This is a genomic window from Pseudomonas sp. IPO3749, from assembly GCF_013386605.1.
Taxonomy (GTDB): domain Bacteria; phylum Pseudomonadota; class Gammaproteobacteria; order Pseudomonadales; family Pseudomonadaceae; genus Aquipseudomonas; species Aquipseudomonas azotoformans_A.
This window is the reverse complement of sequence record NZ_JACARN010000012.1, coordinates 66,449-89,545: the sequence shown is the minus strand read 5'-3', so window position 1 is coordinate 89,545 and position 23,097 is coordinate 66,449. Positions and strand designations below refer to the sequence as shown.

The 23,097-nt window shown below is 57.9% G+C and carries 16 protein-coding genes; 7 read left to right on the top strand and 9 right to left on the bottom strand.

The features are described from left to right. Positions 1-15: 15 nt before the first annotated feature. The 9 genes from HX812_RS05080 to yaaA form a co-directional block, all read right to left on the bottom strand. Positions 16-1,125, bottom strand: coding sequence for a mannuronate-specific alginate lyase (locus HX812_RS05080; RefSeq protein WP_152514753.1), 1,110 nt, complete (start codon positions 1,123-1,125; stop codon positions 16-18). An 8-nt stretch (positions 1,126-1,133) separates the two neighbouring features. Beyond that, a complete protein-coding gene (locus HX812_RS05075; protein ID WP_038850057.1) occupies positions 1,134-2,582 on the bottom strand; it encodes an alginate O-acetyltransferase in 1,449 nt (482 codons plus the stop codon). 11 nt (positions 2,583-2,593) lie between these two features. Next, the gene (gene algG / locus HX812_RS05070) at positions 2,594-4,183 is read right to left on the bottom strand and encodes a mannuronan 5-epimerase AlgG (RefSeq protein WP_038849951.1); all 1,590 of its coding nucleotides are present in this window, start codon (positions 4,181-4,183) and stop codon (positions 2,594-2,596) included. Next, positions 4,183-5,670 carry an alginate export family protein gene (locus HX812_RS05065; RefSeq protein WP_038849953.1) on the bottom strand — a complete coding sequence of 496 codons (1,488 nt, stop codon included), beginning with the start codon at positions 5,668-5,670 and terminating at the stop codon, positions 4,183-4,185. The genes algG and HX812_RS05065 overlap by 1 nt, the downstream gene beginning before the upstream one ends. Continuing rightward, positions 5,667-7,061: an alginate biosynthesis TPR repeat lipoprotein AlgK gene (gene algK, locus HX812_RS05060; RefSeq protein WP_033899571.1), complete on the bottom strand. Its 1,395-nt coding sequence runs from the start codon at positions 7,059-7,061 to the stop codon at positions 5,667-5,669. The genes HX812_RS05065 and algK overlap by 4 nt, the downstream gene beginning before the upstream one ends. A gap of 2 nt (positions 7,062-7,063) precedes the next feature. Beyond that, positions 7,064-8,230: an alginate biosynthesis protein Alg44 gene (locus HX812_RS05055; protein ID WP_038850058.1), complete on the bottom strand. Its 1,167-nt coding sequence runs from the start codon at positions 8,228-8,230 to the stop codon at positions 7,064-7,066. A gap of 48 nt (positions 8,231-8,278) precedes the next feature. Further along, complete coding sequence (gene alg8 / locus HX812_RS05050; protein ID WP_161630253.1) at positions 8,279-9,760, bottom strand: mannuronan synthase; 1,482 nt, start codon at positions 9,758-9,760, stop codon at positions 8,279-8,281. Between the two features lie 83 nt (positions 9,761-9,843). Beyond that, a complete protein-coding gene (locus HX812_RS05045) occupies positions 9,844-11,160 on the bottom strand; it encodes a nucleotide sugar dehydrogenase (protein WP_033899577.1) in 1,317 nt (438 codons plus the stop codon). An 899-nt stretch (positions 11,161-12,059) separates the two neighbouring features. After that, positions 12,060-12,839, bottom strand: a complete 780-nt coding sequence (yaaA, locus tag HX812_RS05040; RefSeq protein WP_038849954.1) for a peroxide stress protein YaaA — start codon at positions 12,837-12,839, stop codon at positions 12,060-12,062. 120 nt (positions 12,840-12,959) lie between these two features. Between yaaA and HX812_RS05035 the strand changes: the two genes are divergently transcribed. The 7 genes from HX812_RS05035 (at position 12,960) to HX812_RS05005 (ending at position 23,020) form a co-directional block, all read left to right on the top strand. After that, on the top strand, positions 12,960-14,084 hold the full coding sequence (locus HX812_RS05035) for a polysaccharide deacetylase family protein (RefSeq protein ID WP_038849956.1): 1,125 nt from the start codon (positions 12,960-12,962) through the stop codon (positions 14,082-14,084). A 341-nt stretch (positions 14,085-14,425) separates the two neighbouring features. Continuing rightward, entirely contained in the window at positions 14,426-15,820 is a 1,395-nt protein-coding gene (locus HX812_RS05030) for a PhoH family protein (RefSeq protein WP_016978207.1), read from the top strand. An 88-nt stretch (positions 15,821-15,908) separates the two neighbouring features. Beyond that, the gene (gene moaC, locus HX812_RS05025) at positions 15,909-16,382 is read left to right on the top strand and encodes a cyclic pyranopterin monophosphate synthase MoaC (RefSeq protein WP_038849958.1); all 474 of its coding nucleotides are present in this window, start codon (positions 15,909-15,911) and stop codon (positions 16,380-16,382) included. Then, positions 16,379-16,621 (top strand): molybdopterin converting factor subunit 1, encoded by a 243-nt coding sequence (gene moaD, locus HX812_RS05020; RefSeq protein WP_038849961.1) that lies wholly within the window; start codon positions 16,379-16,381, stop codon positions 16,619-16,621. The genes moaC and moaD overlap by 4 nt, the downstream gene beginning before the upstream one ends. A 2-nt stretch (positions 16,622-16,623) precedes the next feature. Further along, positions 16,624-17,085, top strand: a complete 462-nt coding sequence (gene moaE, locus HX812_RS05015; RefSeq protein ID WP_038849962.1) for a molybdopterin synthase catalytic subunit MoaE — start codon at positions 16,624-16,626, stop codon at positions 17,083-17,085. 127 nt (positions 17,086-17,212) lie between these two features. Continuing rightward, complete coding sequence (locus HX812_RS05010; RefSeq protein WP_152514754.1) at positions 17,213-18,247, top strand: hypothetical protein; 1,035 nt, start codon at positions 17,213-17,215, stop codon at positions 18,245-18,247. Between the two features lie 48 nt (positions 18,248-18,295). Beyond that, complete coding sequence (locus HX812_RS05005) at positions 18,296-23,020, top strand: RHS repeat domain-containing protein (protein WP_038849967.1); 4,725 nt, start codon at positions 18,296-18,298, stop codon at positions 23,018-23,020. Positions 23,021-23,097: the final 77 nt, after the last annotated feature.

The following is a 23,097-nucleotide window of genomic DNA, read 5'->3' as shown; positions in this document are numbered from 1 at the left end:
GTAATCCATTGAGCCTTAGGAGCCTTTGTTGCCTTTTTCGTGCGTCGGGTCGTAGACCTTGGTCAGGTCACCCCCGAGGCGGAACGTCTTGAAGGGCTGCATCCCGTGCTTGCGCTCGAGCACATCCGGCGCACAGGTGTAGAGGGTGCAGAAAGGTTCGAGCCAGGCGAATTTCATGTCCTGTTTCAAGTCCTTCATGTCCTGCTCTTTGCCGTTCTTTTGTTCGAAGATCTCTGGGTCCTTAACCCCGGCCAGCACCTTGTCGCCCAGGCGCTTGAGCGCGCCGTTGTTTTCCTGGCGCAGGTCCACACCGTTGACCAGGGCAAAACTGGCGATCATCGAAAGCGGCGGCAGCGCGTAGTTGTGGTACGACAACGCGCGTTGCTGGCGCTTCAATTCGTTGGGCAGGAAGCCCTGGTCATCGACCTGGTTCACGCCGACCTTGTATTCCTTGACGGCCCAATCAAACAGGTCGCGACGGTTGGTGGCGACGGACGTGGCCATCACCGACCAGGCGGCCCAGTAGGAGTGGTTGTTGGTTTTTTCCAGCGGCAGGTTGTCCCAGTCGCTCACCACCTGATCGGCCAGTTTGTTGAACCAGGCTTCGATCAGCTGCGATTCCTGCTGGTGGTTGGCCAGCGGGTGCGAGTCGGAGAACTTCAGGCGCACATAGGCCGAAGCCATGCTGCCCAGCGCCCATTTGCGCATGGACTTGCCGGTGTGGTTGAAGTCCTTGGACATCAGTGCGTCTGCCTTGGCCCAGCTGGTCAGCCAGTTGAGCGTGCATTCCAGCTGCTCCGGGCGACCGTCACGCATGAACTGCATCACGCGCTTGCTGGTGTCTTTTTCCAGCTTGGTGATGTCGGAGGTGCTGTCGCGAAAGGCTTTTTCGGACTGGGTGTTCAAGGTGGCGCGGGCTTTGTCCGAACCTTCGTACTTGCTGCGAAATTGCAGCGAGCCGGTGTACGGCGCCGGCATGGCGTCGCAGTCATTCTTGAAGTCGCCGGTCTTGAACGCTTCCACTGGGGCGAAATAGCCCTGGGGTGGACGCAGTGGGGCGGCGGCGTTGACTGAACCGGCGAACATCGCCAGGCCCAGCAGCGTTGGAATCAATAACTTCTGCATAGGTAACCTCATTGCCCTGTCGAGGCAGTCTGTTGACCGCCCGCTGGGAATACGTTGCGTGTGCAAATTTTCGCTTCAACCTTCTGCGCAGCCTGGCCCGCTTCCGGGCCCTGGACTTCCACGGCCAGCAAGTTCTGCGAGGCCCAGTCTTCATCGGTACGCAGTTCGAAGGCGAAACGCCCGTCTGTATCGGATGTTTCGGGTTTCTCGATCTTGATGTCCTCGTGGCGCCCGTTCATGTACCAGAGGGTGGCTTGCAGGGTTTTCACCGACGGGTCGGCGAAGCGGATATCAACCTGGTGATTGGCATTACGCAGGTCTTTGTTCGAACTGTTCACCATCAATTCGTTCTTGCCCGGCTTCAACGAAGTGCTGGCCGTCATCTGTGCCGGCTTGCCTTCGCAGCCGTTGTCCAGCAGCGACATCATCTGGCGGTAGATGGTCTCCTGGTCTAGGCGATACAGCGGCGAGAACTCCCAGATGAGGATTTTTGGCGGGGTCTTCTGGAATTCGTCGCTGCCCAGGTACTGGATCATCGAGCCTTCAAGACCACCGCCAGGGAAGGCGACGTTGAGGATGTCGGCGCCGATTTCCTGCTCCAGGAACCCTGCGAAGTTGTAGTTCTTGCCGCTGTGGCTGGTGCCCACCAGCGTGATCTGCGGGTTGCCCGAGTCGCCGAACAGGTCGCCGTCGCCCGCTTCGCCCTTGGGCTCGGTGGTGAACTGGTCCATGTACTGGATCGCGTAGCTGGTGCCGCACAGTTGCCCGGCCATGTTGTGCAGGGTGCCGGTCTTGCCCATGCGTCCGGAGCGTTTGGTCTCGAATTCGCGCTTGGGAATATCCGCGAACTCAGGCATGGCGCGTACTTTCTCGCCAACGATTTTCGCGGTGCGCTGGGCGCCATACGGGGTCCAGTGTTGGTCACCACGGAAGTAGAAGTCGTGGGCCGGCAACTCGTCCGGCAACTGCTCATTGGTCAACGGCGACAGGTCCGGCACCACGTAGCCCATCTTGGCGAAACGGCCGAGCATGGTCTTGTAGTTGCCCAGCGCCTTGTCGAAATCGAACTTGGCTTTCTCTTCTGGGTTGAGCTTGTTGCGGTTCACCAGGCCGCGCGTCGGCTGGTAGACCACCACCAGTTCCACGCCCTTGGCCTTGAACGCATCGTGCAACTGCTGCATGCGCTTGTAGCCGGACGGGGTGGTGTCGAACTCGGTGCGCAGGTCTTCCTGAGTCCGGAACAGCCAGTCGCCCTGGGCTTGCACCAGGGTGGTGAAGTTCTGCTGGTAGCGCGTGGTGTAGTTCTTCGCATCATGGGCGGCCGGGCACAGGCTGCAGCACGGCTCGGCGGTGAAGGTCGGCGCCTTGATTTCGTCGGCGCGCACGCCCTGGCTGGCCGCGAGCAGGCCGAGGGTCAGACCCGAGAGGCTCAGCAATTTGATCATGTGTGGGTGCATAAGGGTCATCCTCAGTCCTGCAATTCGGTCTGGCGTTCGACAGGGTCGATCAGCACGGCTTTCTGCTGGCGCACCAGCAGGTCGAGAATCTCTTCCTGGCGATCGCCCAGCACGCCGTTGAAGCTGATGCCGCTGGATTTGGTCGGCGCCAGCATCGACACGCGATACAGCTCCACGCTCAACGGCGAGTCGATGGACAGCGGCCCGCTGCCGTTACCCGCCAGCTCACCGCCGACCACGATCAGCGAGACCTTGGCGTCGAACGGGTCGAGGGCGATGTCACGGTCGGTGTCGGTCAAGTCCTTGATGTGGCCGTACAGCCCGGTCAGGCCGTTGGCCATCGAGGTGTTCTCGTACAACTTGATGTTCACACTGTTACGCACGCGGATACCGTGGCGACGGTTGGCGATCACCTTGTTGCCCCACAGCAGGTTGTCGCCGCTCTCATAGAGGGTGATGCCGTCGGTGTGGTTACGGTAGAACTCGTTGTCGGCCACGATGTTGTTGACGCTGTTACGGTCGAGCACCAAGCCCGAGAGCTTGTTGTCGTAGCTGCGGTTGTTGAAGATGAAGCTGTCGTTCACTTCCCGGGAAATGATGATGCCGTGCTTCTTCTTGGTGCCGTAGACGGTGTTGTCCGCGATGATCAGGCCGTGGGAACGGTCATGGGGGTCAATGCCGTAGACGATGTTGTCCTTGTAGGTATTGCCCTTGATCACGAAGCCTGTGGTCTCGTAGCAGTAGAAGCCGTACCACATGTCCGAGAACTCGGAGTTGATGATCCAGCCGGTCGGCTCCGCACGCTTGAGCACCTTGGCCATGTTCGGCGTGTATTGGGAAATACTCACCCCGTAAGACTTACTGTTGGCGTAGCCGAAACTGGCCATCTTGGTGTTGGAGATGTACGTCTCGGTGCCGCCCCAGGCCAGCAGGAACGGGCGGAATTCTTTCGGCGACTTGAACAGCGCCGGGCCGTTGGCCTTTTCGCTCCAGCCGGTGACTTTGGTGTCACGCACAAACAACTGGCCGTCGTTGATCAGGAACGAACCGGCTTCCTGGGACAGGCGAAGCTCCTGGGTCTTCTTGTCGATTTCCAGGATGCCCTTGCGGCCGACCACGATCGGCAGTTTGGCCACGATCACACCCGGCGAGGTCTCGCTCAGGTACTGCTTGGGCACCTTGCCCAGCAGGTCCTTGAGGTTCATGTAGCCGTCGTCGACAAAGATCGCCTGGGGAATGCCGTGCTGGCGCACCACCCATTCGGCCATCTTGTTGTCACCGCCGATGAAGTCCTTGAGGGCGTCTTCCTGCATCATGCGGCGCAGGCTGACCTTGCCTGGCTTGCCTCTGACGATTTTCTTTTCCATTGCCGCATCGGTGTAGCCCGACAGATCCGGCAGCGTCGGCTTGGCCATTTCCAGCGGCGCGGTCGGCGGGCTGGAGATGGTGTAGGTCTTGGCCTGTTGCAGCTCTTTGGCGATGGTCGGCGCTTTCGCCTGCGGCGCGACATCGGCCAGGGCAGCACCGCTTGCCAGCAGCATCGCTGCCGCCAACAGGACCGAGCCTTTGAGGGCTTGAGGGTTCATTGCGCAGGCTCCCATCAGAACTTCCAGATCACGTCGACAAAGGCGCGATGCATGTACGAATCGACCTGGCTGCCATAGGCGTCACCCGGCTTGAACACACCGGCACGGAAACGCACCAGGGCCGACGGCTCGTCGATCGACTGGCTCAGCGCAGCCGGCAACAGGCCGGTCTTGAAGTACTTGGTGACCACCAGGTCCATCTCTTGGCCCAGGTCTTTCTTGCCGTCTTCAAGCGGCAGGGACGTGCTGGACAGGATCGCGCCGGTCACGTCGTCAGTGTTGTTCTGCACCGCATCGATGCCGTTGCTGCCCACCGGCTTGTTGCCGTCGACGCGCCAGAACTTGTGGTACACCAGGCTGGCGTCGTAGTCCTCGCGCAGCTGCCAGGAACCGAACAGGCTCATGGACTGCATGTTGTTCATCTCGCCACGGAAGGCTTCGCCGAAGCGGTGCACGCGGGACTGGGTGCCGGTCCAGTTCGAACGGTTGCTCTGCAGGCCGTTCTGCTCGTACTCGGCGCTGGCGCGGGAGTAGGCCGCGCCCACTTGCCACTGCGGATCAAGGCGCAGACGCACGCCGAGGTCGGTGGCCCAGCCGCTCACGTCATCGCTGCGCTTGGCATTGGTTGGGCGAGTGCCATCGGCGTTCAGCGCGTTGACGGTGTCGCGGTCGCCACGCATGCCGGTGACGCTGGCCCAGTAGTTGACCGTGTTGGTGTTGCGCCAGTTGTAGGCGTCGCTGTTGGCTTCGATGCCGAGCCAGCTCAGGTCGCCGTTCTCACGCTTGTCCAACGAATCGGTCGGCACGCCGGGTTGCGGGTAGTCGAGCTTGCCGTTGTCATGGGTATGGTGACCGCGCAGGCCGATCCACTGGCCGGGCGTCCACTGGTAGGCGGCGTCGGCGTACAGGTGCTGGCGGTCCTTGTCCTTGGGCGACAGTTCCTTGAGGTCAGTGCGGTATTCGCTGAAGCGTTCGGCAACGCCGACATTGGCCTTGAGCAGGGTGGTGTCGAACGTCCAGTTCAGCGCTTCGATGTTGGTGTCGCGCCATTGACCGTCGTCGTTGCGCAGGCGTTGGCGACCCAGCTTGAGGATCTCGCCAGGGTAGGGCGTGAAGCCGCTGTAGCCGACCCAGAACTCACGCATGGCCAAGTAGTTTTTCTTGGTCTTGCGGTCGTTGTTGGTAGTCTGCTGGTTTTCGTCATCGGCCGACTGCTGCAGCGGGTCGGTCTCGATGATGTCGCTGGAGACCACGGCCTGGCCCATGGCGTAGGCGCTCCACGCGCCGCTTTCGCCGTAGATCCACGGGCGCAGGTCGAGGCCGACGCCGTTGACGTCGCCGCCTTTCTGCGTACCCAGGTCGCGGTCGTCTTCGGACTGCGCGGTGGCTTTGACTTCCAGGCCGAAGTTCTTGGCTTCGGTCAGCGCAGCCAGGGTCGGGCACGACCACAGCAGGGCGAAGGTCAGGCCGATACCGGCCTTGACGAATGGGTTGAGCTTCATAGGGATTCCTCGCCGTCGTCTTCTTCATCCAGGGCGTGCAGTTGCAGCGTGCTCTGGGCCAGGGTGCCGCGGGCGGCCAGTTCCTGTTGCACCAGGCGTTGGCCTTGGGCGCGTTGCTCAGGCGTCAGCGGGGTTTCCAGCTGCGTGGCCAAGTCATTGGCTTCTGGCGTGTCCTGGGCTTTGGCCAACTGGCTGAAGACATAGGCATTCAATGGGTCGGGCTTGGTGCCCTTGCCTTGGGAAAACAGCTGGGCGATGGCGAAATCAGCGCTGTTCTGGCCGTTGCGCGCAGCGGTCAGCAAGTGGTCCAGGGCTTTTTGCGGATAGACCTTGCCCAGGTAGCCACGGCGGTAGATCTGGCCGAGGTAGTAATCGGCGGCCACTTCCTTGCCCACGGCTTTTTCGAAGTGCGCTTCGGCGGCCTTGGCGTCAGCCGGCACCCACTTGCCTTCGTAGTAGAGCTTGCCCAGCAACAGTTCAGCGCGCGGTTGGTCGGCGGCGCGGCCGTTGTCCAGGTACTTCATCATCTGGTCGACGTCACCCAGTTCCGGGAAGTCGTAGAGCAGTTGCGCCAAGCTGACCCAAGACGCCGGGTAACCAGGGGCGATTTTTTCCAGCAGGGCCTGGGCAGTTTTTTCGTCCGGCTGGCCGAGCGTGGCGTCGCCGAGTACGCGGGCAACACTGTCGACGCGTTGTGCAGTGACGGTGCCACGGCTGTAACCGGCTTCCATCTGTTTGAGCAGCTCGGCCTGTTTCTCAGGTTCAGCTTTTTTCTGGTAGACCGTGGCCAGTTCGACGTAGCAGATGTCGGTGGTGTTGAGCGCGGCCTTGCAGATGCGCTCTACGTCATCCAGATGCTGGTCGTAGGTGTCTTGGGTGCGATACAGCAGGACCTGGGCCAGGCCAGCTTCCGGATAACCGGCTGCCTGCCATTTGCTGATCTGCTGCTGCGCATTCACATTCGGGAAGCTGTGCGGGTATTGCAGGTACAGCATCGCCAGCGGGATCAGGGTGTTGCCTTCGCCATTGGCAAAGGCTTTTTTCAGCAGGCCCTCGGCTTCATGGTGTTCGGCTTCGGTGCTGCCAGGCTTGGCCACCAGCAGGCGACCGAGGCGGGCCTGGGCGCGGGGCGAAGTGTCCGCCGCCGCGCGGTAGGTGGCTTCGGCCTGTTTGATTTGCGCCGGATCGCGGGTGCCTACCTGGATATCAGCCAGGCCCACCTGGGCCTCGCTGTAGCCCAGGTCTGCCAGTTGCTGGTAATTCTGCTGCGCGGTGACGGTGTCGCCACGTTTCAAAGCTTCGTTAGCCAGGCGTTGGTCGGGCAGGCCGGCGCAACCGGCGAGGGCGATGGCCAGCGCCAGGGGCACCGGCAGGTTTCGAAGGGCGCTCATGATTAAAGACCCGCAGCCATGGCTTTATCGATCAGCCAGTTCAGCGACGGGCCACGGTCGCTGGTCACTTCTACCGGGCGACCGGCGTAGGTGCTGTCCAGCGGTGCGTCAGGCTTGATCTGCACGCGGATGTCGGAGGACAGGTCGGCGCTGTTCAGGCTGGTGCTGCTGACGATGGTGCCGGTGCGGATCTGTTCTTCATCGGCCACTTGGAAGCTCACCGGCGTGCCTGGGCGAACATCGGCGAACTGGCGATAGGTGAAGCGCGCTTCCACATTGGCCAGGCTGCCGCGGGGTACCAGTTGGAAGATCACGTCGCCTTTGTTGGCGTACTGACCGTCGGCGACCATTTGCTGGGCCACCACGCAATCGCAAGGCGAGGTCAGGGTGCCGGTCATTTGCTTGCCGAACAGCTCTTCGACCTTGGCCGGTTGCAGTTGGTCTTCATCCAAATGGCCCTTGAGCACGTCGAGCATGCTGGTGCTGAAGGTGGCGAGCGGCGCGCCTTTGGCGGCGATCCCGTCACCTTTGAGCAGGCTTTGCACCGTACCGTCGCGCGGCATGGTCACGTTCATGCCGGGTACGCTGACCAGGCCGGCCTGGGCGTGGCTGACGAAGTACATGCCGTACACCGATTTGAAGATGAATCCGAACGCGGCCAGGCCGACGATGAAGATACCTGCGCTGAACACCACGGCGCGTAGACGGCCGGCGGCGGTCATGTTGCTGCCGCCGTCCTTGACCTTGCGCGCCTTGGTGAAGTTGTCGCGTTGCAGGGTCGCCAGCACGTCGCCCATGGTCACGATGTCACCGGACAAGTGCGAGGTGATCAGGTGGCGCAGGGTAGAAATATCCTGGGGTTCCAGGTTCTGGAACTGGCAACCGGTGCGGCCGGTCTGGCGGTCGTAGGAGCGGATCTGCAGCTCCACGTCCATGGCCAGGCCCAGGTTATCGATCACGAATTGCAGGCGGCCCTTGTGCACTTCGCCGACGGTCAACGGTTGGGTCGAGGTGAAGGCCAGGCCACCGGCGGACAGGTCGATCACCCGGGCTTCGGTCGGCGTGCGGTCAGTGTTGAAGAAGCGCAGCTTGGCCGGGATTTTCACGCGGGCATGTTGGCGCTGGGCTTCGGATTCGTGGACAACGTTGACGTTTGCTTGGCTGTTCATGGTGTTCTGACTCATAGGTGTAGCTCCTAGTTAATTCAGGCTTGGCTGTCAGACCATCATCAGCAACACGGCGACGAAAATGCTGCCGGCGGAGAAGGTCATGGTCCGAGACGACCAGGTGTTGAACCAACGTTGAAAGCTGGCCAAATCGCGGGTCAGTTTGGTGTCCTGGCGGGTCCAGGACTGTTGATCAAGGCGGAAGAACACGTAGATTTTCACCAGCGCGCCCATGATCTGGTTGTAATAGAGAATCGCGGGGTAAGCCGGGCCGATGGTGTGGCCGGAGCACGACAGCAACAGGGTGAGAATCAGGCGGGTGATGCCGATCCACAGCAGATAGGCGAGGATGAACGCGCCGCCGTACTTGAAGGTGGCGATGATTGCCACGGTCAGACCGAGCAGGGAGGTCCACATCGACACGCGTTGGTCGAACAACACCACGCTGGTGAACAGACCCAGGCGGCGTACACCCAGGCCCAAGGCGCGGGAGTTCTGGCGCAGGTTGTTGCCGTACCAGCGGAACATCAGTTTGCGGCTGGCCTTGATGAAGCTCTTTTCCGGCGGGTGTTCCACGGTATGGATCGCCGCGTCCGGCACGTAGAACGTGTCGTAGCCCAGGCGCATCAGGCTGAACCAGCTGGACTTGTCGTCACCGGTGAGGAACTTGAAGCGGCCCAGGCGCCAGTGTTGCAGCGAGTCGCTTTCCACGTCGGCGATAAAGCCGGGGTCGGTGACCACGCTGGCACGGAACACCGACATACGACCGGTCATGGTCAGTACGCGCTTGGACAGGGCCATGGAGCACATGTTGATGTGGCGTTGGGCGAAGCGCAGTTTGTGCCACTCGCTCATGATGTAGCCGCCGCGTACTTCACAGAATTCGTTGGTGGTGAGGCCGCCGACATTGCCGAACAATTGGAACCACGGCACGGTCTTGCGTACCACGCCTTCGGCGAGCACGGTGTCGCCGTCGATCACCGCAACGACTGCGCGGTCATCCGGCAGGTGGCGGGAGATGGCGCGGAAACCAAAGGCCAGGCCGTCGCGCTTGCCGGTACCGGCGATACGCACGAAGTCGAGCTTCACGTGTTCCGGCGGGTTCATGCGTTCCCACAGGCTTTTCACCAGCAGCTCATCGGACATTTCCACCAGCGAGCAGACCACGGTGGTCGGGAAGCCGCATTCGATGGCTTCACGGATCACCGAGCTGTAGACCTGTGCGGTGGTCAGCGCATCGATCCGGAAACTGGTGACCATCAGGAACACGTGGGACGGGTCGGCAGCCTTGCCCAGCTTGCGCACTTTGCGGCGCAGGTGCGGGTAGACCACGTACAGGAACAGCATGCCGCGAAAGAAATGCGTAGCACCCATCGAGTAGCGCCAGATGCCGACGGCGCCAATCAGGAAAATAAAATTCTTCGACTCGGAGTCGAACGTACTCGCCGGTAGCAGCAGGGCGAGTCCCATCAGCAGGCTGAGGAAGAACAGCCAGCCGGCGGATTGGAGCAATATGTGTTTTAACTTGGACATAAGCGTCATCCGAAGGTGAAGAAGGCTCCAGGCTGCCAGCGCTGGGGATTAGTACGCTGGCAGCTTGGAACTGGCCGTTGCTGTTACCAGCAAATGCCTTCGGTACGACCGCTCGTGCTGGTGGCCTTGGACATGAAGCCCACCAGGTCGATCACTTGCTTGCCGTGCGGTGCGTTCTGCGCCAGGGCACGGAATTTCTCATCGCGGTTGCCCAGGATGATCACGTCGGAGTTGTTGATCACGTCGTCGAAGTCCGAGTTGAGCAGGGACGACACGTGCGGGATCTTGCCTTCGATGTAGTCTTTGTTCGCGCCGTGGACACGGGCGTACTCGACGTTGCTGTCGTAGATGCTCAGGTCGTAGCCCTTGCCGATCAGCATTTCGGCCAGCTCGACCAATGGGCTTTCGCGCAGGTCATCGGTACCGGCCTTGAAGCTCAGGCCCAGCAGGGCGACTTTGCGCTTGTCGTGGCTGGACACGATGTCGAAGGCGTTCTGTACCTGGGATTCGTTGCTGCGCATCAGCGAGTTGAGCAGCGGCGCTTCCACGTCCAGGGAACCGGCACGGTAGGTGAGGGCGCGCACGTCTTTGGGCAGGCACGAACCACCGAAGGCGAAGCCTGGGCGCATGTAGTACTGGGACAGGTTGAGGGTTTTGTCCTGGCAGACCACTTCCATCACTTCACGACCATCGACGCCCACGGCCTTGGCGATGTTGCCGATCTCGTTGGCGAAGGTCACCTTGGTGGCGTGCCATACGTTGCAGGTGTACTTGATCATCTCGGCAACGGCGATGTCCTTGCGGATGATCGGTGCGTCGAGCTCTTCGTACAGCGACTGCAGGACATCGCCGGAGGCTTTGTCGAATTCACCGATGACGGTCATCGGTGGCAGGTCGTAGTCGGCGATGGCGGTGGATTCACGCAGGAATTCCGGATTGACCGCGACACCGAAGTCGACGCCGGCTTTTTTGCCCGAGCAGTCTTCGAGGATCGGGATCACCACGTTGGCCACGGTGCCTGGCAGCACGGTGCTGCGCACGACCACGGTGTGGCGGGTGGTTTTGTCACGCAGGACCAGGCCGATTTCGCGGCATACCGCTTCGATGTAATCCAGTTCCAGGTCGCCGTTTTTCTTGCTTGGCGTACCGACGCAGATCATCGACAGGTCGGTGTCGCGGATGGCTTCGGCGAAGTTGGTAGTACCGCGCAGCCGGCCGTTCTGAATACCCTGGCTCAACAGCTCGCCCAGACCGGGTTCAACGATTGGCGATTTGCCCGCATTGATCAGGTCAATCTTGTCCTTGGAGATGTCTACGCCCACCACTTCGTGGCCACGGGCAGACAGGCAACCGGCACACACTGCGCCAACGTAACCCAAACCAAATATGCTGATGCGCATCGCATTTACCTCTGTGTTAATCATGCCAATAATTGGCCGGAGTTCATGTTTGCAAGCGTCACTGATGCCACGAAAGTTGGGCGAATAGACGCCGACTTACCGCGTGCAGGCATGTTAATTAGTGAGTGACTAACTATTGCACTCAAGTTGTGCGCAACTTGGCCTTGTTATTGGGGCTTGCCCTGAAATGCAGCCGGCCTTCCTGGGGGAAGGTGCCGACGCCAGTGCCGCAGGGTGCAGATAGAGGCTTAAAGCCTTTATTTATCAGCACCTTGGGTGTCATCACTGACACATTTAGGTAAGCGCTGCCTTGGCCTATAGGGGATAGCAATTCATCCTTATCGCCGCCCTCAACTCATATCAGTTGATGATATGACCCATGAGTCAAAGTTGATGGGGCAACTTCGCTACTTCCTTGGGTCGTTATGTAAGTCATCTCTTACAGAAACAGAGAATTTCGTTACCGGTGGTATGAGCCGTGCGTTTAGACGAAGTTCCAGGCCGCTCATCCTGTTTCCGGAAATTTCTTGAAATATTAGGAAAGATGGCACTGGTATTATATTGATAGCACTTGCTATTTGGGCCAGTAGTTGTGGGGAGTTGGGCGAGGGAGATAGTTTTGTGCCACTAGTGTTTAAAAAAAGTGGTGCCACTACGAAAAAAAACGACGGATGTCGAGTGAAAGAATTGTTAGAGATGCATCAAGATATTTTTTGACGCCAAAAAAATGGCGATTCGGAAGTTGAAATGCAATCAAAACTGTGGGAGCGGGCTTGCTCGCGAATGCGGTGGATCAGAGAAGAATCTATCGACTGACACGCCGCATTCGCGAGCAAGTCGAATCGTCGCACCGCCGCTCCCACATTTGGATCTCATTGCCTTAAGAGGCGGGTTCGGCTTTATTCCGGTGCGTGATCGCGCAGGAACACCAGGTTATCCGGCTTCGACTGCTCCGCATTGAAGCGATAGCCCTGCACGTCGAATTCCTTCAGCTTGGCCGGGTCGTTGATACGTTCTTCGATCACAAAGCGGCTCATCATGCCCCGGGCTTTCTTGGCGTAGAAGCTGATGATCTTGTACTGACCGTTCTTCAGGTCCTTGAACTCGGTGTTGATGATCCGCGCGTTCAGCGCCGTGCGCTTGACCGCCGAGAAGTACTCGTTGGAGGCCAGGTTCAGCAACACGTCATCGCCTTGTTCGGCCAGCGCTTCGTTGAGCCATTCGCTGATGCGCGTGCCCCAGAAGGCGTACAGGTCCTTGCCACGGGCGTTGGGCAGTTTGGTGCCCATTTCCAGGCGATACGGCATCATCAGGTCCAACGGGCGCAGCAGACCGTAGAGGCCCGAGAGCATGCGCAGGTGGTCCTGGGCATAGGTGAAGTCGGCGTCGCTGAACGTCTCGGCATTCAGGCCGGTGTACACGTCGCCTTTGAAGGCCAGCAGCGCCTGCTTGGCGTTTTCCTGCGTGAACGCAGGCGTCCAGCTGCCGAAACGCGCGGCGTTGAGGCCGCCGATCTTGTCGGATACGTGCATCAATTCGCTGATTTGCGCCGGGCTGAACGCGCGCAGTTGCTCGATCAGCTCCTGGGAATGGTCCAGGTACTGCGGCTGGGTAAAGCGCTGGGTCGCAGGCGCAGTCTCGAAATCGAGGGTCTTGGCGGGTGAAATCACCATCAGCATGAAGTCGTCTCCTGTAATCGTGGGAGGGATTCTAGGGGCTGGGGCGTTTTGACTCCACCTATGATGGCGATAGGCATGATCCGCTATGATGGCCGGTGACTCTGGAGAGGGAGACCCCGTGTGCGAATAGCACTTTTGTTGTCGGCTTGCCTGCTATGCCTGAATGCCCAGGCGGCGCCGATGGATGTGGCGAGCCTGGACCGTGGCACCTGGCCCGAAAAACTCGGCAGCCCGGCGCTGTTCGACGTGGCCTCACGCGCCGAAATCCTCATGTTCGCCCACAGCCTGCTGGCCAGCGAGAACCAGGATGACGCCGCGCTCAAGCAGCGCCTGGGCCTGAAGATCATCAACCTGTCCGCCATCGACGACCTGCGTCGCCAGCTCTGGCAGCGGTTGCTGGAGAACTACACGTATGCCCAGCAGAGCTGCGAAGTCGACGCCTCGTTCTGCTATCTGGTAGAGAACATGGACGACCTGCGTGAGCAGGCCGGCAAGTTCGAGGTGAGTGAAGACTCCTTCTATATAGGCTGGGCCAACCCCAGCCATGTGTTCCATGAGCGCTACCTGGACGAGCTGCTGCGCAAGGCCGCGCTGTTCCCGCAGATCAGCAGCGAAATCGCACGGTTCGGCGACCATGAGCGCAATGGCGATGAATTCAACGATCGCCTGTTCCTGCTTACCTTTGACGGCGGCCCCGCGCCGGTCAGCGGCAATACCGACTGGCTCACCGACTACCTGCGCAAGCAAAAGATGAACGCCACGTTCTTCGCCCTCGGCAGCAGCCTGCAAACCCGTGTCGAGCGCAGTTCGGTGGCCGATGTGCAGGCGTTGTACCAGGGCCAGTGCGTTGGCACCCAAGGCTGGCAGTACCGTTCACACAGCCATTGGGTGGATTGGCAGAGTTCCATCACCCGCAGTGCGTCACTGGCGCAAAACCTCATGCCGGAAAACTACGTGCCGCTGTTCCGTCCGCCCTATGGTCAACGTCGTGCGGACAGCCAGGGCTTCTTTCAAGCCCAGGGCTTGCAGGTGGCACTGTGGGACATCGATTCCCAGGACGAACCGGGCAAGCTCAAGGCCGATGAATCGGCGCAACGGGTGCTGACCTTGATGCTGCTGTGGCGCAAAGGGGTGATTGTGTTTCACGACACCCAGGACAAGGCGCGGGTGGCTTTACCCATGCTGTTGCAGGCGACGGCGCAGAGTGGGCTGGGTTGGCAGGACTGCCGGGAGGCGTTTCGCTGAAATGCCCGTTCCTGTTGGGGATGAGGCGTTTTCGGGGTGATTTTGTGCGACATTTCGAAGCAGGCGGACTTCCGACTTTAGCGGGGTACGGGGTACTCGGCTAGTGCTATTCGTCATCCTGAAAAATAAACTTCAAAAAAGCGTCAAAGTGCTTTTTTCTGTCACACGTTTTGCGGTATTACGAAGTCAGATCGCCGAAACCTGCAGCACAGGTGGCGTCTTCCAAGACTCCTCAGGTGGGCACTGCGCTTGACGTCACTTAAGGTGCAGTCGGTGGTCGAATCGAGGCGCAGCACCGCCCAGGTATTGCGTCGACTGGCTCCCACAAAAGGTGACCGAGTATGGATGATCATGGACGTAACCCTTCTTCCGACCAGCCAATCCTTTATGTGCTTGATACCAACGTATTGATCCACGATCCAAACGCACTGCTCAACTTCGAAGAACACCACGTCGCCATCCCGATGATCGTGCTTGAGGAGCTCGACAAACTCAAAAGCGGGCACCACAGCGTTGCCGCCGAATGTCGCCAGGCCATCCGCCTGATCGACAAGACATTGGGCGAAGCGTCGCCAGAGGACGTCGAAGTCGGCGTACCGATCCAGCGCGGCAAAGGCGGGCCCAAGGGCTTGCTGTCGATTCTGATGAGCAAGCGCAGCGAGCCCAACAGCCTGCTGCCGGAGAATCTGAACGACAACAAAATCATCAACCAATTGATCGACCTGCACGCCCGCGACAAGGACCTGCGCGTAGTGCTGGTGACCAAAGACATCAATATGCGCCTCAAGGCCCGAGCGTGTGGGATCGCGGCCGAGGACTACAGTACCGACCAACTGGTCGACGACGTGTCGATGCTGTCCCGTGGCTATCACATGATCACTGGCTCGTTCTGGGATCGCGTCAGCAAGGTCGAAACCCGCCAGGACCATGGCCGTACCTGGCACCAGGTGCAGCTGATCGAAAATCTGCCCGCGGTGCATATCAATGAATTCATCGTCGACGAACAGGGCTTCGTGGGCTGGATCAAAGAGATCCAGGTCGACAAGCTGCTGATCCTCGACCTGCATCAGGAACCCCTGTTGCACCAGGAAGCCTGGGGCCTGAAACCGCGTGATATCTACCAGAGCCTGGCGCTGTACGCGCTGCTCGACCCGGACATCCACTTGGTCAACCTGACCGGTGCTGCCGGTTCCGGCAAGACCATCCTCGCCCTGGCTGCCGCCATCGAGCAGACCATGGTGACCAAACGCTATCGCCGCATCATCGCCACCCGCAGCGTGCAGGGCCTGGACCAGGAAATCGGCTTCCTGCCCGGCACCGAAGCGGAAAAAATGGAACCGTGGCTGGGGGCGATCACCGACAACCTCGAAGCCTTGCACATGGATGACGAAAACACCCATGGCAGCGTCGACTACATCCTCAGCAAAGTGCCGTTGCAGTTCAAATCCCTCAACTACATCCGAGGTCGCAGCTTCCAGCAGAGCCTGATTTTGATCGATGAATGCCAGAACCTGACCCCGCACCAGATGAAAACCATCATCACCCGTGCCGGCGCTGGTTCCAAAGTGGTGTGCCTGGGCAACCTGGCACAGATCGACACCCCTTACCTGTCCGCGACCAGCTCCGGGCTGACCTACCTGACGGAACGCTTCAAAGACTTCCCGAACGGCGTGCACATTGCGCTGCAAGGGGTTCCACGTTCGATCCTGGCTGAATACGCCGAATCCCATCTGTAACCACAGCCACAGTGGGAGCTGGCAAGCCAGCTCCCACATTTATTGTGTGTAAGGTTTACAATCGCTGCTCCTGATCAGGAGTATCCCTGTGCTGACTCACCTCGATTCCCAAGGTCGCGCCCATATGGTCGACGTCACCGACAAGTCTGTGACGTTCCGCGAGGCGGTGGCCGAAGCGCGCGTGCGCATGTTGCCCGAGACTCTGAAAATGATTGTCGACGGCGCCCATCCCAAGGGTGACGTGTTTGCCGTGGCCCGCATCGCCGGGATCCAGGCGGCGAAAAAAACCAGTGACTTGATCCCGCTGTGCCACCCGTTGATGTTGACGGGCGTCAAGGTCGAACTGAGCGCCGACGGCGCAGACTCGGTGCACATCCTGGCGCGCTGCAAACTCTCCGGCCAGACCGGCGTGGAAATGGAAGCCCTCACCGCCGCCAGCGTCGCGGCATTGACGATCTACGACATGTGCAAGGCGGTGGATCGCGGCATGACCATCGAAAGCATTCGCCTGCTGGAAAAGCTGGGCGGCAAAAGCGGGCATTTCAAGGCGGACCAGGCATGAGCATCAACGTATTGTTTTTTGCGCGTTACGCCGAGGCGGTAGGCTTTGATTCGCTGGAAGTGGAAGGTGATTTCGCCACCGTCGATGCGGTTCGCCTCGCGCTGGCCAGTGACCCGGAGTTTGCAGTGCTCAACGAGACCAGCCTGATGTGCGCGCGCAACGAAGAGTTGTGCAGCCTCGATGAGCCGGTGCAGGCGGGTGACGAAGTGGCGTTCTTCCCACCCGTGACCGGAGGCTGATCATGGCCATTCGGGTGCAGGCCCAGGCGTTCGATCCGGGCGCCGAGGTGAATGCGATGCACGCGGCCAATGTCGGCGTTGGCGCGGTAGTGAGCTTTGTCGGCTATGTGCGCGACTTCAACGATGGCCTCGATGTGGCGGGGATGTTCCTGGAGCACTATCCGGGCATGACCGAGAAAGCATTGGCCAAGATCGCGGTGGAAGCGGAGCAGCGCTGGCCGTTGCTCAAGTTGGAAGTGTTGCATCGCATTGGCGCGCTGGAGCCGGGGGAGCCGATTGTGTTTGTGGCGGCCGCCAGTGCCCATCGCCAGGCGGCGTTTGATGCCTGTGCGTTTGTGATGGATTACCTGAAGACGCGGGCGCCGTTTTGGAAGAAGGAAAATACTAGCGAAGGGCCGCGCTGGGTGGACGGGCGGGACAGCGATCGTGCGGCGGCACATCGTTGGAAGCATGGGGTTCTTTAGGACGAATATACTGCTCCGGTTGTGGGTTTTATTTCGAATGGTTCTTGGCTGCTGTTAACGTTGACAGTTGTTGTCGTCTAATTCACCCCGCTTAATAGGTCATAAATAAAACTATGGCGATGGCGATATGACTAATAAAAAACAGGTCGTTAAAAAAGAAAAAACTAAAAAAGTGCCTCACTCTTTCGTAGGTAAATATAGGCTTCCGCACTTTAGGATAGAGCTTCCTAGTGGTGGTACGGTGGTTAATGGTCCCTATATTAACGGTCGGCATCAGTTGCCCGTTCAACTTCATTTGATTATTGAGCAGCAACTCGAAGATGGGGCCTGGGTGCGTAGGTATTTAACGGAGTCACAGCAAAAATTCTTAGTGATTCTGAGGTATGGAGTTCCGGGCTCATATGCGCTCCCCGATGGCTGGACGTCATCGCGTACTAAAAATCGCTATGATACGGGGTTATGGCAGGATGGTGGAGTAGAAGAAGGAGGCGCAAAGGCAGATCTGGATGTTATAGATCCTGCTATCGAAATCTTTGATTTTTTTCTGATGGCTGACGAAAGTGCGATTATAACGCCCCAGCGATTGATGGGTAGACTGGCCATAGAAGGTAATCTTTTTTATACTACTGCATCAGATTCATCGATTACAGCTACGCCCATCAGACCATATTTTTTGCCCTCTTCCAGGCTTGTAGTTAATGTTGATGAAAGTGCATACGTTGGTCCTTATTTTAATGTTACGGTATATTATATTTTGCTGCCAGCAGGGTTGACGATTTTAGAGACGTTGGCGCTTGATGAATATATAAGTGCTGATGGTGAAGGGGGTAAATATCTTCTGAGTATTTTTTGCAATCAGGGCGCTTTTGTCGGTGAGAAAGCCAATAAGATGGGGGTTCTTTTTGGGAAGGATAATTCATTTGAAGATATTCTGATTTCTGATATATGGTCTAGTCAATATCCGGCGCCAGCCCATCATCGTGTAAGTTACGGAAAATTTAATACCAATCTACGAGCGATAAGAGTGACTCAGGAGCTTTTTCCTTATACTGATTCAGGTAATCGTGGGGTGTTAAGTGCAGTGGATAATTTTGGTAATGTAATTAGGCTTAGGATTTCGACGCAGAATAAAGGGGTTTCCTACGAATTTACTAGTTTTTAAGTATGCGTCGTCTGGGTGGGTGTGCTTAGCCGACTGTTCGGAGGTGGTATGGAACTTCACTCTCAGGCATTTAGTCATAGTCGGTATTTTCAGGGCCAGGTTGACCCCCGTACGGGCCAGTATGTGTCCCGTATTCTCCTGGCGACGCTTTATCCCAAGGGAGCGTTAGAGCTGAGTCGGGAGGTTGTTCTATCGTTCTCTATGATGAGCCCCAATCATACATTCTATGGTGCGGGATGGAGGATAGGTATTACTCAGTTCGAACTTGATACCTCAAAATTTACCTTGTCCACCGGTGAGCGATTCAGCACTCACGGACTTCCGTCGGTGGGTAATACACTGCAGTTCAAAGATCGTAAGCTCAAAGACTTGGTCGTGACGCGGCCCGATGCTAGTACATTGCATGTTGTTTATAAAGATGGTGTTCGTGAGGTGTTAACACGTACCAGTAGTGTTGCACCCTATAGAACTTCGTTAATCGAGTTTGAAAGCGGAGAGCGCTTGCATTTTCGTTACGATGACAATGATGCGCTTGAACAGGTGCTGGATGATGATCAAGTTGTACTGTTGAAGTTGGTTTATTCTGGGCGTCGGATTCAGTCCGTTGATACGCGCATCGATGGTGGTCGTTATGCTCGTATGCTCTTTACGGTAACAGGCAGCCGTCTCATGAATATCACGGCACCTTATGAAGTTGGTGGCGCGCCCGAAAGTGCAGGTTATGCGTTTCAATACGCGGAATTCAGCAATGGCTTGATTGCGATTACGCGAGTACAGTCGCCGACGGGTGGGGACGAACTGATAACGTACACTGAACGAGGCCACCCGTACGCGCAGAATCAGTTTATTCCGCGGGTTAATCGTTGGGTAGTAACGCCTGCTGCCTTTCAGCCGCCGATGACTCGAACCTACGGTTATAGCACGCCTGAAGGCTTCACGGGATATCCTTTCATAGGTGGTTATAACAAAGATGAAGATAATGCGTATACGATAGGCGGCGACTATATATACACGGTTGAAGAGAAATGCTTAGGGCCCAACGACTCAATATTGGTCACCACCCGTAACACTTATAACAAATACCATCTGCTGACCGAGCAATACGTTCTGCGCGAAGGCACCGAGACGACTAAGCTCATTGAATATAACGTGGTGCCCGGGCTCTTTCCGGCGCAGCCCGTGAATTTCCAGTTGCCCAAACTCATTACAACACGCTATGCACTCTTGGCAGGCGGTAAGGTGCGGGAGACAAAGGTTGAAATAACGATTGACGACTACGGTAATGAGATAAGTCGTACTGAAGAATCTGGAGTTTGCACTGAATCCATCTATTACCCGGTCGCTGGAGAGGCCGGCAAGTGCCCGGCCGATCCCCACAATCTATTCCAGCACTACATAAAGCAAGAACGCTTGATCCCTGTAGGGGGCACGCCTGCTGCCCGACTCACCGAGTACACCCACACCCGCGTGCCGGCGACAGGCACCCTCTACGTTGTTGTGCAGCAGTCGATTACTCAGGCCGCAGCGTTCAGCCAGCAGCAAACCTATTTCGACACGCCCGTGGCACTTGCCGGTCGGTTGAAGACCAGCACCTGCACTATCGACGGACAGTCACTGTGCAGCAAATTCAGCTACACCGTTACCGGTGACACGCTGACAGAAACGCGCGAGCTGGTGGGGCGTGAGGGGCAATCGCTGGAGTCGGTGCGTACCCTCTCGTTGGTCACCCGTAATCTGCTGTCGGTGACAGGGGACGGTAATTGCTCTTTGGCGATGGTGTTCGATGCAAGTGGGCGGATGGTGTCGGAGATAACCTCTGCCGGAACACCGCAGCAGGCTGGGCGCACGTATGCCTATCATTTCAAGGCAGGTCAGAAAAACGCCCATCTGGTGACAACCGATGCGCAAGGCAATCGTGCGATCACCTATTTTGATGGTATAGGCCGCCGGGTATCGGAGGCTGAATTGCTGGCGGGTGACGTAGAGGTTCATGCGGGGTCGTGGGCTTATGATGCACAAGGGCGACAGGTTGAGTCAGTAAAGACGGATCATCTGCCAGACGGCACCAGGACGCTGAAGAGCCTTTATACCTATAACCCTTGGGGCGATAGCAGCAGCACCATTAATCCGGATGGCAGCGTATCGATTGACGACTACGATCCGCAGCTTAACCGTAGGCTGACAGGTACCGTCGGTGGCGAAAGGCAAGAGACGGTTTTCAATGAATTTGGCCAACCGGCTAAGGTCAATCGCCTTGATACCCAAGATAATTCCGTTGAGATGGAGTCCAGCACCTACGACGGTTTGGGCCGTTGCACTACCCGTGAAGACAAAGGCAATAAACGTACTGATCATTTTTTCTATGATGCTTTCGACCGAGTAGTGCGGGTCCGTGAAGTGCCCGCCGATGGGAGCCCGGTGCGAGAGCAGGTAATGGCCTACGCGTCCGGAACCAGCGAGGATCACGTAACAGCCATCACGATCAACGGCATAGAAGTGGCTACACGCAGCTACGACAGCCTTGGGCGATTGACCTCGCAAGCCAGGGGCAAGGCGGCTGCAACAACCTTCGGCTATGAAACCAACTGGACGGAGCCGGTCACTCGGACGTCTCCTCAAGGTGCTGTCCAAACGCTGCTCTATGACAAACAGCTTGATGTGGTTGAGCAGGTGAAACTGGCGGGGCATCCCGACCAGGATTTTCTGTTCAATCCTACCGATGCCAGCCTGAAGCGCTCCACTTCGGCAGGCTTGGTCCACGAGTTGCTCTATGATAAATCCGGCTTTCCCAAGAGCGAAGTTCATACGGCCAACGGTAGTGTGTTAACGGTTGGATATAGCCACTCTCCAGCAGGACGTATGCTGCACCACACCGCTGCTGATGGTCAGCGCAGTCAATATGATTACGACCTGCAAGGACGTTTTATCAAGATGACTGCTGGATCGCTTATCGTGGAGCAGCGCTACAATGCTTTCGGACAGCCCGATACCCTGATCACTACGCATGGCACCACACGGGTTGACACTAAAATCACCTTTGACTTGTTGGGGCGTGAAGGTGAACGTCGATTTGAGCAAAATGGTGTCTTGTTAAAGACCTTGACCAGCACCTATCACCCCAGTGGCTTATTGGCGACGCGGTCTATGCGGGGGGCGAACGGGACGGTGGTGACTGGTGAATCGTACGAGTACGACGCTTTTGGACGGTTGAAGGACTATAAGTGCCAAGGTAGCGAGCACCCGCTTGACCGACAGGGGCGTGGTATTACCGGGCAACAGTTTACCTTTGATTCCCTCGATAACCTCACGCGTGTGGTCACGACGTTTGTCGGTGGCTCTCAAGACGTGTGTCAGCGTTTTTTCACAGGGCCGGATCCGACCCAACTGATGCGTCTGACCCATACCAATCCTGTTCAGGATAAGACACTGACCTATGACCCCGCGGGCAACTTGCTAAGCGGCCAGCAAGGTCAGGTGTACACATTCGACGGGTATGATCAGTTGATCCACGTGCAAAACAATACGCAAAGCATTCGCTACCAGTACAACGCAGAAGGCCGCCAGGTAGTTGCTACCCGTGGCGCGGAGCCAGCCGTGAGCCTGGCTTATGTGGGCGATCGTCTCGATACGCTGGCCGAGGGCAGTAAAAAGGTGCGTTATTTTGAGGCTGCGGAGCATTTGGTGTTACGCAGTGGGGGAGTGGATGGCCCTCAACTGCATGTGAACGACGCTGCTGGAAGTGTGCGTGGTTTGGTTGCGCCAGGTCAGCCTCATGTCAGCCGGAATTGCACCGCCTACGGTGATACGACCATCCCCCTCAACGATGGCAAGGTGCGCACTTTGGCAGACCTTCAAGTCCCCGGTTTCAACGGCGAGCGATTTGACTTGTCGGTGAGCCTCTATCATCTGGGCAATGGGCAGCGCGCCTATGACCCGGATCTAAAGATGTTCTTGTCCCCCGATCCGCTAAGCCCCTTCCATGCGGGCATCAACGCATACGGCTACTGCAACGGTGACCCGATCAACCAAAGCGACCCCAGCGGGTTGTTTCCGAATTGGTTGAAGTGGGTGTTCACTGGCGCGGCGCTGGCATTAGGGGTTGTTGCGCTGGGGATTGGTGTGGCAGGCATTGCAGCAATCGGTTTAGCCGCTGCTACTGCAGCCCAGATAGTGGGGACCGTCGGAACGGCAATGGGTGTCATCGGCAGCACGTTAGGGGTAGCGGCATTGGGCATCGAGGCGGTAGATGGGGCGAATGGGTGGGACCGTTCCCATCACATCCGTAATTTGGGGTGGGCAGCTTTCGGCTTTTCAATGGCTTCATGGAGCGCCAGCACGTACAACGCTTGGGGGGCTGCGAGCAAAGCCTATCAGGCTGGGAAAAGAGCTGTAGATGTTGGGAGGCGAAGCGCTTTTTCGGCGGGGACCGACCTTCCAGCACGCGAGGGCATGAGAAGTCTGATCAAGTCATTCAGCGGTCGCACTTTTAAAATCAATAATCGAATAAGTCCCGGCAGCAAAGCGTTTGGTTCCATCCGAGCCTTCATTAGAACGACGAATTTGATGCGCTCTTTTAATGCGCGCTATGTTGCCCTGGCGTCAGAGTCGCAGGAGGTTGCTGACGAGGGTGGAGGACAACAACAGCCACAGATGACGATGCGGCAATTCGTTGATATGTCGCATAGCGCCAGCCGCTTTTATCAGTCCTTCTGGGCTGAGACGAGGCGTATCCGCAAGCCGATTGTAGCTGAGGCTTACCAACAAACGTCATGAGCTCGTCGGTATGATTCATGGCGGCTGAAAAAAAGCGAAAAAAAGCAGGCGCTCACAGGCCTGCTTTTCTATCAGGA

Excerpts from the sequence above, each read along its gene's own strand:
- HX812_RS05080 (WP_152514753.1), bottom strand. The coding sequence starts at position 1,125 with ATGCAGAAGTTATTGATTCCAACGCTGCTGGGCCTGGCGATGTTCGCC.
- HX812_RS05075 (WP_038850057.1), bottom strand. The coding sequence starts at position 2,582 with ATGCACCCACACATGATCAAATTGCTGAGCCTCTCGGGTCTGACCCTC.
- algG (WP_038849951.1), bottom strand. The coding sequence starts at position 4,183 with ATGGGAGCCTGCGCAATGAACCCTCAAGCCCTCAAAGGCTCGGTCCTG.
- HX812_RS05065 (WP_038849953.1), bottom strand. The coding sequence starts at position 5,670 with ATGAAGCTCAACCCATTCGTCAAGGCCGGTATCGGCCTGACCTTCGCC.
- algK (WP_033899571.1), bottom strand. The coding sequence starts at position 7,061 with ATGAGCGCCCTTCGAAACCTGCCGGTGCCCCTGGCGCTGGCCATCGCC.
- HX812_RS05055 (WP_038850058.1), bottom strand. The coding sequence starts at position 8,230 with ATGAACAGCCAAGCAAACGTCAACGTTGTCCACGAATCCGAAGCCCAG.
- alg8 (WP_161630253.1), bottom strand. The coding sequence starts at position 9,760 with ATGTCCAAGTTAAAACACATATTGCTCCAATCCGCCGGCTGGCTGTTC.
- HX812_RS05045 (WP_033899577.1), bottom strand. The coding sequence starts at position 11,160 with ATGCGCATCAGCATATTTGGTTTGGGTTACGTTGGCGCAGTGTGTGCC.
- yaaA (WP_038849954.1), bottom strand. The coding sequence starts at position 12,839 with ATGCTGATGGTGATTTCACCCGCCAAGACCCTCGATTTCGAGACTGCG.
- HX812_RS05030 (WP_016978207.1), top strand. The coding sequence starts at position 14,426 with ATGGATGATCATGGACGTAACCCTTCTTCCGACCAGCCAATCCTTTAT.
- moaD (WP_038849961.1), top strand. The coding sequence starts at position 16,379 with ATGAGCATCAACGTATTGTTTTTTGCGCGTTACGCCGAGGCGGTAGGC.
- moaE (WP_038849962.1), top strand. The coding sequence starts at position 16,624 with ATGGCCATTCGGGTGCAGGCCCAGGCGTTCGATCCGGGCGCCGAGGTG.
- HX812_RS05010 (WP_152514754.1), top strand. The coding sequence starts at position 17,213 with ATGACTAATAAAAAACAGGTCGTTAAAAAAGAAAAAACTAAAAAAGTG.
- HX812_RS05005 (WP_038849967.1), top strand. The coding sequence starts at position 18,296 with ATGGAACTTCACTCTCAGGCATTTAGTCATAGTCGGTATTTTCAGGGC.